This window comes from Pseudonocardia sp. P1, from assembly GCF_000178675.2.
GTDB lineage: Bacteria > Actinomycetota > Actinomycetes > Mycobacteriales > Pseudonocardiaceae > Pseudonocardia.
In genome coordinates, this window is the sequence record NZ_ADUJ02000001.1 from 4,610,005 (window position 1) to 4,622,870 (window position 12,866).

Genomic DNA, 12,866 nt, shown 5'->3' on the forward strand with positions numbered 1-12,866 from the left:
CGACCGGCTCAGTCGTCCGGGTCGTCGTTCACCAGGTCGGCCGCCGAGGCGCCGTTCTGGCTCTTCACCGCCACCTTCTGGCGGCCGCGGCGCTGGGCCGGGCGCGGCGGGGGCGGCGGGGCCGACTGCTGGGCGTACTGGCCGCCCCGGCCCATGATCAGCTCCGCGAACGTGGCCATGGCCTCGTCCAGCTGGCTGGCGTTGCGGCGCTCGGACTCCGCGTTGGCGCGGGTCACCAGGTCGGTCACCGAGCCGGCGTCCGGGCGGTCCCGCAGCACCGCGTCGAGCTCGCCGAGCCGGGTGCCGACGTCGCCCGACACCTTGTCGACGTCGCCGGAGAGCTTCTCCAGACGGGAGTCGACGTCACCGGTGAGCTTGTCCAGCCGCCCGTCGACGCTCTCGGAGAGCCCGTCGAAGCGGCCGTCGACGTCGGTCGAGAGCTTGTCGAGCCGCTGGTCGAAGCCGGTGAGCTTCTCGTCGACGCCGGTGAGACGGTCACCGACCGAGCCGTCGAGCTCGCCGAGGCGGTCCTTGAGCGAGCCGCCGAGCTTGCCGACCCGCTCCTTGACCGACCCGTCGAGGTCGGCCAGCTTGCCGTCGAGCCCGGTCTCGACCGAGTCCAGACGGGTGCCGACCTCCTCCAGCCGTGCGGACAGCGCCTCGAGACGCTCGGTGAGGCCGTCGAACGCGGGGGTCGGGTCGACCGCCGGGCGCTGGGACAGCTCCTCCAGCCTGCGGTGCAGGCCGACGGAGGTGTCGCCGAGCAGGTTGCGCAGGCCCTCGCCGGTCTCCTCGAACGAGCTCACCGCGCCGTCGAGCTGCTCCTTGACCTGCCGCTCGATGCCGTCGACGCGCTCCTTGATCGGGGAGGCGACGGCGTTCGGCATCGCGTCCAGCCGCATCTCGTGCCGGTCGAGCCGGTTGTCGAGGTCGTCGAGGCGCTTGTGCAGGCCGCCGAGGCGGTCGTCCAGGCCGTCCATCCGGCCGGAGACGCCTTCGAGGCGGCCGCCCATGCCGTCGAGCCGGCCGTCGAGCTGGGCGATCGGCTTGGCCAGCTTGTCCGGCAGCGACTCGATCGCCCGGGTGATCGCGCCGAGCACGATCTCCTGGTTGTCGAGCTTCGTGACCGTCTCGTCGAGGCGCTCGGACAGGACGTTGAGCTCGGTCCGGTCGGGGAGCTCGGTGAGCTTCTTGCGCACGGTGCCGATGGCGTCCAGTGCGGCCAGCCGGGCGTGGATCTCGTCGAGGGAGTCGAAGATCTGTTGCTGTTCGCTGTCACGGATCTCGGCCGCCCGCATGAGCATGCCGCGCATCCGGTCGAACGAGAGGTTCGAAGTGTCGCTCATGGCACCTGCTGCGCTTCCTCTGAGCCAAGTGGGGAGTGCCCAGAGGGTAGCGACCGCCGTTCGAGCGTCGACGGACGGTGTTGGGTTGAGCCGTCCGGGGCATGTCTCGCGCCCGGATCGGGGACGATCATGGCAGGTCGGGGCGGCCGGTGGCACGCGCCACGCCGGTCCGGGGCGGATCCGGGCCGGGACCGGCGTGGGGTCGGTCACGGTCGCGGCCCGGCCCGTGCCGTTGCGGCCGGGTCCGCTCGGTACCGTCTGGCCGTGGCAGATCCCGCGGACCCGAGCCCGACGCCCGTCAGCCGCGAGACCGTGCGCGAGGCGCCCAAGGTGCTGCTGCACGACCATCTCGACGGCGGCCTGCGCGTCGGGACGGTCGTCGACCTGGCCCGCGAGATCGGCTACGACCGGCTGCCGACGACCGACCCCGGCGAGCTCGCCGCGTGGTTCCTCGGCGCCGCCCACTCCGGGTCGCTGGAGCGGTACCTGGAGACGTTCGGCCACACCGTCGCCGTGATGCAGACCCGGGAGGCGCTGAGCCGGGTGGCGGCCGAGGCGGCCGAGGACCTCGCCGGCGACGGCGTCGTCTACGCCGAGGTGCGGTTCGCCCCCGAGCTGCACGTCGAGGGCGGCCTCGACGTCGACGCCGTCATCGACGCCGTGCTCGACGGGTTCCGGATCGGCACCGAGCGGGCCGCCGCGGCCGGGCGGACGATCCGGATCGGCGTCCTCCTCACCGCGATGCGGCACGCCGCCCGGTCACGGGAGATCGCCGAGCTGGTGGTGCGGCACCGCCCGCCGCTCGACGCACCGGCGCCGGGCGGTGTCAGCGCACCGGCCCCGGTCGCCGTCGTCGGCTTCGACATCGCCGGGGCCGAGAAGGGGTTCCCGCCCACCCGCCACCTCGACGCCTTCGAGTACGTCCGCCAGCAGAACGCGCACGTCACCATCCACGCCGGCGAGGCGTTCGGGCTGCCGTCGATCTGGGAGGCGATCCAATGGTGCGGCGCCGACCGGCTCGGGCACGGCGTCCGCATCGTCGACGACATCGAGGTCCGTGCCGGCGAGGCACCCCGGCTGGGCCGGCTGGCCGCCTACGTCCGCGACAGCCGGGTGCCGCTGGAGATGTGCCCGACGTCGAACCTCAACACCGGCGCGGTGGCGTCGCTGGCCGAGCACCCGATCGGCCTGCTCACCGAGTTGCGGTTCCGGGTCACCGTGAACACCGACAACCGGCTGATGTCGGGCTGCACGATGACCAGCGAGATGACCGATCTCGCCGAGACCTTCGGCTACGGCTGGGACACCCTGCAGTGGTTCACGGTGAACGCGATGAAGTCGGCCTTCATCGGCTTCGACGAGCGGCTCGCCCTGATCGACGAGGTGATCAAGCCGGGGTACGAGGCGCTGGCGCGCCCGCTCGCGCCCTAGTGCTCCCGGAGCCGGGCCTCGAGCCCGGCGACCAGCTCGCCCCAGGACTGCGCCTCCTGGCTGAACGGTGGGCTCGGAGCCATCCGGGTCGGGTCCGGGCGGACGACGAACGACACCAGCCAGCCCAGGCTGTTCGACTCGGCCAGCGAGTCGGCGGGCTCGGGGTCCCCGGCCCACTCGCCGACGTCGGTCAGCAGCTCGGACGCCAGGTCCAGCTGCACCGGGTCCAGGTCGAGCACGCCCTCGGCCAGGTCCGGGCCGATGCCGGTCAGCACGTAGGTGTTCATGTCGTCGACGCCCTCGTCGAGGTCGCCGGTCCCCGCGGCCTCCAGCACGTCGGTGAAGGTGACGGCCGCCGCGAGATCGGTGCCGTGCACCGCGGGGTGCTCCGGATCGGCCAGCGCGCGGAACATCGCCCGCTCGGAGCCGAAGACGTCGATCTTCCCGTCGGAGCCGAGGAAGACCGGCTTGTCGTCCAGGTAGCACCGCAGGGTCACGACCGAGCGGTCGCCGGACTCGATCCGGATCGGGTCGATGCCGACCCGCGTCCAGAACCCGTCCGGGGCCTCGTCCTCGTCGTCGGCCTCCGCCGCACCGGCCTCGAGCGCGGCGGCCTCCAGGGCCTCGTCGTCGTCGGCCTCCGCGGCGCCGAAGGCGGCCTCGCGGGCCGCCTCCCACTCGGCGGCCTCGGTCCGCGCCTTCTCCAGCGCGCCGGCGTCGACGTCGGGGGTGGAGACGAGCCCGTCGACGGTGTCGACGATCTCGTCCCAGTGCCGGGTGAGCGCCTCGGAGAGGGCGGACCAGTGCTTCGCGCCCTCGCGGCCACCGAAGGCCTGCTCGCCCTCGCGCAGCAGCGCGAACGACGGCTCACCGTCCAGCGCGGTGATCACGTTCTCGAGATCGCAGACGTCGGCGAGCGAGCGGACGATCGAGACGGCCTCGTGCAGCTCCTGCACGGTGAACGCGTCCGGGTCGCCCGCGGCGAGCTCGGGCAGCCCGACGAGGTCGTAGCGGTGGGCCTCGTCCGGGGTCAGCTCCCCGACGGCGAGACCGGGGACCGCGGCCCACGCGGGATGGTCCTCGAGGTCGTGCCCGGACGCGGTACGGACGAACGCGGCGAGGCCCGCGACCTCGTCGAAGACGAACACGTGTTCGTCGTCGCCGAGGAAGGCCTCCCACTCCTCGCCGTCCTCGCGCCACGGAGGTGCCCACAGGGTGACCACGTCGCCCCGTGTGAGGGCGAGCCGGATCGGGACGATGTCGCTTGCCACGTCGCCGACCCTATCGTCGGTGCGGACGACCGGCCGGGCCGACCGCCCGGGTGTCGCCGACAACGGCTGCGGCACCGGTCACCGGTGCCGCAGAAGTCGGTGCGCGCCCGCCGTCGCGGGATCGGGGCCCGGTGGTGCGGCGGGACGCGCGTCTGTTCTCCGTGTGTCTCCGCGGGGCCGCGGGGCGGCCCCGCCGGGGGTCAGGCCTGGCTGTGCAGTCGGACCACGCCGATCGAGACGTCCTCGAGACCGCCACGGTCGAAGTCCCGCCGCAACTGGTCGGCCTTGATGGTCGCCGTCATCCCGTCGAACGGGCCGTGCGCGTCCACCTCCCCGGTCTGCGGGTCCACCGCCAGAACGACGTACCCGTCGCACTGCGTGAGCTTTTCCGCAGCAGCGATCAACGTCTGCTCCTCGGAAGTCGTGTTCTCCGGCATCGGATCACCTCCTCGTCATCTAGTACAGCGTCGCCGGAGGCCTCGGTGTGACACCGTTTCGGCCATACCACCCGTTCGGGTCAGGTGAATCCCGAAAATCAGCGACCACGAGTGCTGATCGTGGCACCGGGCGTACAGGGTCACGCGAAGAGGGGAACGCGGCGTGTCGCGAGCGCCACCCGTGGTGATCACGAGATCGATCGGGGATCGACTGTCACGCAAGGTCTGCGGAGGTGTCCGGGGCCTCACCCGGGCGGACGAGAAGGGTCCGTGGAGGTGTCTCGACATCACCCGTCGGTGCAGGTCCAGGCCTCACTCTTCGTGAACCGTGACACGCATCCGTGTCAACGTCGTGCCGGTGGTCGAGGGCACCGATCGCGGGGGCTCCGCCGGCGGCCGGGCGTCCGTAGGCTGTCCGCTCGTGGACACGATCGTCGTCGACCACCCGCTGGCGCGGGCTCGGCTGAGCACCATGCGGGACGCGCGGACCGACAACGCCACCTTCCGGGCGGCGCTGCGGGAGCTGACCCTCATGCTGATCTACGAGGCCACCCGCGCGGCCCCGCTCGCGGAGGCCCAGATCCACACCCCGGTCTCCCGGACCGTCGGCTACCGGCTCGCGACGCCGCCGGTGCTCGTCCCGGTGCTGCGGGCGGGACTGGGGATGGCGGAGGCCGCGCTGAACCTCGTCCCGGAGGCCCAGATGGGCTTCGTCGGCATGGCCCGCGACGAGACGACCCACCAGCCGGTGCCGTACATGGAGTCGCTGCCCGACTCGCTCGTCGGGCGGCCGGTGTTCGTGCTGGACCCGATGCTGGCCACCGGCGGGTCGATGGTGCACACCGTCGAGCTGCTGACCCGCCGCGGCGCCGACGACGTGACCGTCGTCTGTGCACTGTCCGCGCCCGAGGGGGTGCGGCGGCTGGAGGAGTCGGGGCTGCCGGTCCGGATGGTGACGGCCAGCATCGACGAGCGGCTCAACGACTCCGCCTTCATCGTCCCCGGCCTCGGCGACGCCGGGGACCGCCAGTTCGGCTCGGTCTGAGCCCCGTGCCCCGCCGTCCGGGGCGCCGCTGGGTCCGGCGTCTCCTCTCCGCCGCGGTGGTCCTCGCCGTCGCCGGCACCGTCTCGGTGCTGCCCGCGGCGGACCGGCCGGAGGAGATCGACGTCCCGGCGGCCTCGGCGCCGGGGACCCTCAAGGTGATGCCGCTCGGGGCGTCGTCGACGGTCGGGGTCGGCAGCACGGCCACCGCCGGGTACCGGCTGCCGCTGTGGGAGCGGCTCACGGCACGCGGTGTCCGGCTCGACTTCGTCGGCTCCCGGAACGGCGGCCCGGACGCACTGCCCGACGGCGACCACGAGGGCCGGTCCGGCTGGACCGCCGCCCGGATGCTCCCCATGACCGGCGGGTGGGTGCTGGCCGCCGAGCCGGACGTCGTCCTGCTGCACGCGGGCACGAACGACCTGCTGAACGGTGTGTCGGCCCGGGACACCGCGACGACGCTCGACCGGATGCTGGACCGGATCTTCGCCGCGGCACCCCGCACCCACGTGATCATGGCGGGGGTGTGGGCGCCGCTGACGAAGCAGCGCGCGCAGCGTGCCGAGCTCGGACGGCGGCTGCCCGGCGTCGCGGCGAAGCACCGGGCGGCCGGTCACTCGGTGGAGTACCTGGACGTCTCGGGCCTGTTCCCGGCCACCCGCACCGCCGACGGCCTGCACGCCGGGCAGGCCGCCTACCGGGAGATCTCCGAGGCGTGGGCCGAGCGGATCGAGGCGTGGCTGGAACGCCCGCCCGACCGCCGCCGCGCCGCCGGGTAGCTCAGCCGTCGGGCATGACGGTCGCGGCGAGCACCGCCCCCAGCTCGCGGCAGGCCTCCCGGGCGGCCCGGTCCGGCGCCCCGGTGACCTCGACCGGGGCGGTGGCCGCGCTCCAGCCCATGCCCTCGGCGATCGCCGTCACCGACCGGGTGGCCCCCGAGGTGTCCGACCCGCCGTGCACCCACAGGCCGTAGGGCAGGCCCCGGGTGTCCTCGCCGCAGACGTAGTAGACCTGGTCGAGGAAGTGCTTCAGCGCCCCGGACATGTAGCCGATGTTGGCCGGGGTGCCGAGCAGCACCGCGTCGGCGGCCAGCAGGTCCGACGCGGTCGCGGCGAGCGCGGCGCGGGCGACGGTCTCCACCCCGGTGATCTCCGGGTCGGCGGCACCGGCCGTCACCTCGGCCAGCAGCTCGGCGGTCGCGGGGGACGGCGTGTGGTGCACGATCAGCAGCGTCGTCACGGCCCCAGCATCCCCGCGACCTCGGCCCGCAGCGCGGCGAGCCGCCCGGCGGCCCGCTCCCGCGACCCCGGCACCAGCGCGACGTCACCGACCGGCTCGCCGACGACCTCCAGGTACGCCTTGAGCTTCGGCTCGGTCCCGGACGGGCGGATCACCACGCGGACGCCGTCGCGCCGCAGCCGCAGCACGTCCGGGGCCGGCCGGTCGGCATCCCACCCGGCGGGCGGGGCGTCCCGCAGCCGCCGCACCGCCGCGTCCCGGACGGCGGGGTCCATCCGCAGCGAGATCCCCTCGGTGAGGTGCACCCCGAACTCGGCAGCCAGCTCGTCGAGCCGTTCCGGCACCGACGACCCGTCGGCCGCCAGCCCGCGCACGAGGTCCGCGGCGACGACGGCGGCGGAGATCCCGTCCTTGTCCCGCACCCCGCCGGGGTCGACGCACAGCCCGATGGCCTCCTCGTAACCGAAGACGAGGCCGTCGCCGCCGCGGACGATCCACTTGAACCCGGTCAGCGTCTCGGCGAAACGGGCCCCGCGGGCGGCGGCGACCCGGCCCAGCATCGACGACGACACCACGGTCGTCGCGACCAGCGGATCGGAGTACGTGCCGGTGCGCAGCAGGTGGTCGCCGAGCAGGACGCCGGTCTCGTCGCCGGAGAGCATCCGCCACCCGTCACCGGTCGGGACGCCGATCGCGCACCGGTCGGCGTCCGGGTCCAGGGCGACCGCGAGACCGGCCCCCGACGACGCGGCCAGCTCCAGCAGCGCGTCGGTCGCGCCGGGCTCCTCCGGGTTGGGGAACGCGACGGTCGGGAAGTCGGGGTCGGGCCGCGCCTGGCTCGCCACCACGCGGACGTCGTGGACGCCGGTGCGGGCCAGCGCGGCCGTCGCGAGGGCGCCCCCGACGCCGTGCATCGGGGTCAGCGCGATCCGCGGTGCCGGGCCCCGCGGCGTCCGCGGGAGCGTCGCGACCCGGTCCAGGTAGGCCTCGGTGACGTCCAGCGGCGCGGGTGCGGTGCCGAGCGGCACCGACACGGCGGCCGGGGCGGCGTCGATCGCGGCCTCGATGCCGGCGTCGTCCGGCGGGACGAGCTGCGCCCCGTCGGCGAGGTAGACCTTGTAGCCGTTGTCGGCGGGCGGGTTGTGCGAGGCGGTCACCGCGATGCCCGCCGCCGCCCCCAGGTGCCGGACGGCGAACGCGACGACCGGCGTCGGCACCGGCCCGTCCAGGACGACCGGGGTGAACCCGGCCCCGGCGAGCACCCGCGCGGTGGCCTCGGCGAACGCGGCGGACCCGTGCCGCGCGTCCCGCCCGACGACGACCCGGCCGCCCGGTCCGCCGTCGCGCGCGGCGAGCCAGGACGCCAGCCCCGCCGTCGCCCGGGTCACCACGGCGACGTTCATCCCGGACGGGCCCGCCCGCACCGGGCCGCGCAGGCCCGCCGTGCCGAACCGCAGCGGCCCGGACATCCGCCCGGCGAGCTCGGCGTCGGCCTCGACGGCGGGCGGACCGCCCGCCAGCGCCGTCGCGAGGACCCGCTGCAGCTCGGCGCGGGTGGCGGGGTCCGGGTCGTCGGCGATCCAGCGCAGCGCGGCGTCGCGCAGCTCGGGGGCGGGCACGGTCAGATCCGGCCGATCAGGTCGCGGAGCAGCGAGCCCATCCGGGTCGCGGCGGCCTGCCCGGCGTCGAGGACCTCCTGGTGGTCCAGCGGCTGCCCGGACAGCCCCGCCGCGAGGTTCGTGACCAGCGAGATCCCGGCGACCTCGCACCCCTCGGCACGGGCGGCGATCGTCTCCATCACCGTCGACATGCCGACCAGGTCGGCGCCGAGGGTGCGCAGCATCCGGATCTCCGCGGGCGTCTCGAAGTGCGGGCCCGGGAGCCCCGCGTAGACGCCCTCGACCAACGACGGGTCCAGCGCGCGGGCGGCGGCGCGCAGCCGCGGCGAGTACGCGTCGGTGAGGTCGACGAAGTGCGCGCCCTCCAGCGGGGAGCGGGCCAGGAGGTTCAGGTGGTCGGAGATCAGCACCGGCTGCCCGACGGACAGCCCGTCGGTGATCCCGCCCGCGGCGTTGGTGAGGACGACCGTGCCCACCCCGGCGGCGGCCGCGGTGCGGACGCCGTGCACGACCGGATCGGCGCCGTGGCCCTCGTAGAGGTGGGTGCGGCCGAGCAGGACCAGGACCTTCGTCCCGCCCACGGTCAGGGACCGGACGGTGCCGCCGTGTCCGACCGCGGACGGCGGCACGAACCCGGGCAGCTCCGACATCGGCACCTCGGCGTCGGCGGGGCCCAGGACGTCGGCGGCGGGGCGCCAGCCGGAGCCGAGCACGACCGCGACGTCGTGGGAACCGGACCCGGTGCGACGGGCGAGCTCGGCGGCGGCCTTCTGGGCGAGCGTCACGGGAGCGGACATGCGGCCAGCCTAGATCCGCCCCGCGGCGGCGATCTCCCGCCGCACCCCGCGCCGGGCCGCCGCACCCCGTGCCAGGCCGCCGCACCCTGCGCGTGGGGGTGCCGCAGGCGGCGAGGGGGTGCGCGGCGTCCCCGGGGGGCCCGGCACCGCGTGCCGGGTCGCCGCACCCCGTTGCGGGTCGGCGCACCCTGCGCGTGGGGTGCCGCGGGCGGCTACGGGGTGCGTGGGGCGGTCGGAGCGGGTCCGGGCCTCGGGTCAGCTCGACGTCGTCCGGAAACCGGCGGCGATCGCGGCGAACAGGCCGGAGGCGGCGGACTCGGCCTGTCCGGCGGGGGACGTCAGCTGCAGGACCCATACGCCGTCGGGGGTGCGGCCCGGGACGATCCGCAGCAGCGTGCTGCGCTCCGCAGGACCACTGGTCGTGGTGAGCGTGACCTCGCTGCTGCCGTCGGGCTCCTGGGTGGCGGGTGTCGCGTCGACGGTGTCGACGCCGAGCGCCTCCGGGGTGAGGGCGTCGGTCACCGCGGCCGCCGCCGCCGCCGCGCGGACCGACAGCTCCTGCCGGCCGTCCGGGCTGACGAACCGCACCACGGCGGAGCCGTCGCCGGCGGGGGACCGGTACTGCGTCCAGTCCTGCGGGACGGCCACGGTGAAGCCCAGCGGGTCCGGGTGCGCGACCCGCGGCGTGCGCTCGGTCGCGACGGTGATCGTGCTCAGCGCCTCCTGGCCGGCCAGGGTACGGACGCCGGTGAACCCGCCCAGCGCTCCCAGCAGCACCAGCAGCGCGCCACCGAGCACCAGCGGGATCCCGCCGAGCACCCCGGCGACACCGCCGGGCCGCCCCGACGGGGCCCGGGTACCGGCGGCGCGGGCGCGCGCCGGGGCCGACGGAGCCGGTCGCGCGGGCGCGGGGCGCGGCGGTTCGGGGGCCGCGACGGGCGGCGGCGGAGGGGCCGGGGCCGGCTCGGCGAGCGGCGCCCCGCCACGCGGGTACGTGCCGGTCCCGGTGGGGGTCACGCCGCGGGGCGGCCGCTGGACCTGCGGGCCGGACGGCGTGGTCGGCGCCGGGACCCTCGCCATGATCGTCGGGACGTCCGGCGACCCGGGGAAGATCGGGTCGTCGGGGTCGGCGAGCAGCGGCCGCAGCCGGGCGCGGACCTCGTCGAGCGGCATCCGGCCGGCCGGCTCCTTGACCATGAGACCGCTGATGACCTCGGCGATCGGCCCGGTCATCGTCGGGACGGGCACCGGGCCGTCGACGACCTCGGTGATCGTCTTGACCGGGTCGCCGTCCACGTCGTAGGGCGGGCGGCCCTCGACGGCGGCGTACAGGGTCGCGCCGAGGCCCCACAGGTCGGCGGCCGGCGTGACCGGCTGACCGGCGGCGACCTCCGGTGCGATGTAGGCGGGCGAGCCGAGCACGAGGCCGGCCGACGTCATCGGTGCGTCGGACTCGTTGCGGGCGATGCCGAAGTCGGTGAGCTTGATCCGGCCGTCGTCCGAGATGAGGACGTTCCCGGGCTTGACGTCGCGGTGGGTGATCCCGGCGCGGTGCGCCGCGCGCAGGGCGGCCGCGGTGCCGAACCCGACGACGCCGGCCTGCGCGGAGTCGAGCCTGCCCAGCTCGGAGATCGCCGACGCGAGGTTCTTCGACGGCACCAGCTCCATGATCACCAGCGGCTCCTCGCCGCCGGAGTCGAGCACGTCGAAGACGGTGACCACGTTGGGGTGCGAGAGCCCGGCCAGTGCACGGGCCTCGCGCATGATCCGCTCGCGCAGCTCCTGCTTCTCGCCGTCGGGGATCCCGTCCGGGATCTTCAGCTCCTTGAGGGCGACCCGCCGCTGCAGGACGTCGTCGAAGCCGGACCACACCGTGCCCATCGCGCCGCTGCCGAGCGGGCCGTCGACGCGGTACCGCCCGGCTATCTGGCGGCGCTGGACCTCGCCTTCGGAAACGGACACGTCGACGATTGTCCCATCGCACGCCGAGCGGCCCGCCGCCACACCTGCCGTCACGGCCCGTTCCCGCTGGTCACGATGTGTCACTGGTCCGGTCGGTCCACGACGCCGGACGGTGCGCGCCGCGGGCCGGGCGCCGGTCGCCGCGTCGAGCGTCCGCGCCCGGGCCGACGCGGGGACCGGCCGTCGCGCGACGAGGCCCCGCACCGCCGGTGAACGGCGAAAACGGCCGCTCGTCGCGCCTCCGCCCGCCCGCTCGTCAGAACTGCCGATCCCGCTGGCAGCACCCCGCCGACCCCTCGCCGCCCGGAGCCGTGAACGGCCGATTTCGACTGGAACACCGCCGGACGGGTGAGCACCATTTCTCTCGTACGGGTGCCGTGGTGCGACGTCGGAGTCGACACCGCACCGGTCCCGGACTTTCCCTGACGAGGAGGACAAGGTGACTGCGCTGCAGACCCGCACCGAGCTCCCCGAGATCGCCGATCTCGCTGTCGACGACCTCGGTGAGGGCACGGGTCCGGCCTGGCTGGAGTCGTGGATGCGGGCGCACAAGGGCGAGATCGTCGGCTGGCGCCGTGCGATCCACGCCCAGCCCGAGCTCGCCCGGCGCGAGCACCTCACCACCGCACGCGTGTCCGAGACGCTGCGGCGCGCCGGTCTCGAGCCGCGGACCCTGGCCGGAGGCACCGGCGTCGTGTGCGACGTCGGGCACGGCGGTCCGCTGGTGGCGCTGCGCGCCGACATGGACGCGCTGCCGCTGCAGGAGCAGAGCGGTGTGTCGTTCGCGTCCGAGATCCCCGGCGTGATGCACGCCTGCGGGCACGACGGGCACACCGCGATGCTGCTCGGTGCCGCGCTGGCGCTGAACTCGGCGCCGTCGCTGCCCGGGCGGGTGCGGCTGGTGTTCCAGCCGGCCGAGGAGGTGCAGCCCGGCGGCGCGCTCGACGTGTGCGACCAGGGCGTCATGGAGGAGGTGCAGCGGATCTTCGCGCTGCACTGCGACCCGCGCCTGGAGGTGGGGAAGCTGGGCACCCGGGTCGGCCCGATCACCTCGGCGTGCGACCTCATCGAGGTGCGCCTGACCTCCCCGGGCGGGCACACCTCGCGCCCGCACCTGACAGCCGACCTCGTCCAGGCGCTCGGCCTGCTCGCCACCCAGGTCCCGCTGCTGCTGACCCGGCACGTGGACCCGCGGTCGGGCACCGTCCTGACCTGGGGCGCGGTGCACGCCGGCGACGCGGCGAACGCGATCCCGCAGTCCGGGATGCTGCGCGGCACGCTGCGCACCGCCGACCACGCGACCTGGACCGAGCTCGAGGACACGCTGCGCGCGCTCGTCGCGTCGGTGCTGGCCCCGACCGGCGTCGGGTACGTGCTGGACCACGTCCGCGGCGTCCCGCCGGTCGTCAACGACGAGGCCTCCACCGGGATGCTGCGTGACGCAGCGGTCACCGTCGGGGGCGACGCGGCCGACGCGAGCACCGAGCAGTCCTCCGGCGGCGAGGATTTCGCCTGGTACCTGGAGCACGCGCACGGCGCGATGGCCCGGCTCGGCGTGTGGTCGGGCAGCGGCCCGAAGCGCGACATCCACCAGCCGACGTTCGACCTCGACGAGCGGGCGCTCCCGTTCGGGTCCCGGGTGCTGGTGCACGCCGCGCTGGCGGCACTGGCCGACGCGTCCTGACGCCCCACGGCCCCCCGTACGACGACGAGCGGCCCGGT

At 75.1% G+C, this 12,866-nt stretch carries 11 protein-coding genes; 4 read left to right on the forward strand and 7 right to left on the reverse strand.

Translation table 11 applies throughout. The features are described from left to right. Positions 1-8: 8 nt before the first annotated feature. Complete coding sequence (locus PP1_RS21280; protein ID WP_010230131.1) at positions 9-1,346, reverse strand: hypothetical protein; 1,338 nt, start codon at positions 1,344-1,346, stop codon at positions 9-11. Between the two features lie 264 nt (positions 1,347-1,610). Between PP1_RS21280 and PP1_RS21285 the strand changes: the two genes are divergently transcribed. Then, positions 1,611-2,777, forward strand: a complete 1,167-nt coding sequence (locus PP1_RS21285; protein ID WP_010230129.1) for an adenosine deaminase — start codon at positions 1,611-1,613, stop codon at positions 2,775-2,777. Here the strand turns inward: PP1_RS21285 and PP1_RS21290 are convergent. Beyond that, positions 2,774-4,048, reverse strand: a complete 1,275-nt coding sequence (locus tag PP1_RS21290) for a hypothetical protein (RefSeq protein WP_029239536.1) — start codon at positions 4,046-4,048, stop codon at positions 2,774-2,776. The genes PP1_RS21285 and PP1_RS21290 overlap by 4 nt on opposite strands. A gap of 200 nt (positions 4,049-4,248) precedes the next feature. Then, entirely contained in the window at positions 4,249-4,485 is a 237-nt protein-coding gene (locus tag PP1_RS21295) for a hypothetical protein (RefSeq protein ID WP_010230125.1), read from the reverse strand. A 421-nt stretch (positions 4,486-4,906) separates the two neighbouring features. Here PP1_RS21295 and upp point away from each other — a divergent pair, with 421 nt between their 5' ends. Then, a complete protein-coding gene (upp, locus tag PP1_RS21300) occupies positions 4,907-5,530 on the forward strand; it encodes a uracil phosphoribosyltransferase (RefSeq protein ID WP_010230123.1) in 624 nt (207 codons plus the stop codon). A 5-nt stretch (positions 5,531-5,535) separates the two neighbouring features. Then, positions 5,536-6,306 (forward strand): SGNH/GDSL hydrolase family protein, encoded by a 771-nt coding sequence (locus PP1_RS21305; protein WP_029239535.1) that lies wholly within the window; start codon positions 5,536-5,538, stop codon positions 6,304-6,306. A 1-nt stretch (position 6,307) separates the two neighbouring features. On the opposite strand, the gene PP1_RS21310 is transcribed toward PP1_RS21305, so the two are convergent. From PP1_RS21310 to PP1_RS21325, 4 genes are all read right to left on the reverse strand, one after another. Beyond that, on the reverse strand, positions 6,308-6,766 hold the full coding sequence (locus PP1_RS21310) for a flavodoxin family protein (RefSeq protein WP_010230119.1): 459 nt from the start codon (positions 6,764-6,766) through the stop codon (positions 6,308-6,310). Further along, complete coding sequence (locus PP1_RS21315) at positions 6,763-8,385, reverse strand: phospho-sugar mutase (protein ID WP_075314689.1); 1,623 nt, start codon at positions 8,383-8,385, stop codon at positions 6,763-6,765. Before PP1_RS21315 ends, PP1_RS21310 begins: the two co-directional genes overlap by 4 nt. A gap of 2 nt (positions 8,386-8,387) precedes the next feature. Continuing rightward, a complete protein-coding gene (locus PP1_RS21320; RefSeq protein WP_033198972.1) occupies positions 8,388-9,182 on the reverse strand; it encodes a purine-nucleoside phosphorylase in 795 nt (264 codons plus the stop codon). Positions 9,183-9,437: 255 nt separating this feature from the next. Continuing rightward, positions 9,438-11,144, reverse strand: a complete 1,707-nt coding sequence (locus PP1_RS21325; protein WP_249266047.1) for a serine/threonine-protein kinase — start codon at positions 11,142-11,144, stop codon at positions 9,438-9,440. A gap of 439 nt (positions 11,145-11,583) precedes the next feature. Here PP1_RS21325 and PP1_RS21330 point away from each other — a divergent pair, with 439 nt between their 5' ends. Continuing rightward, positions 11,584-12,828 carry an amidohydrolase gene (locus PP1_RS21330; protein WP_060574886.1) on the forward strand — a complete coding sequence of 415 codons (1,245 nt, stop codon included), beginning with the start codon at positions 11,584-11,586 and terminating at the stop codon, positions 12,826-12,828. The last annotated feature ends 38 nt before the right edge of the window (positions 12,829-12,866 follow it).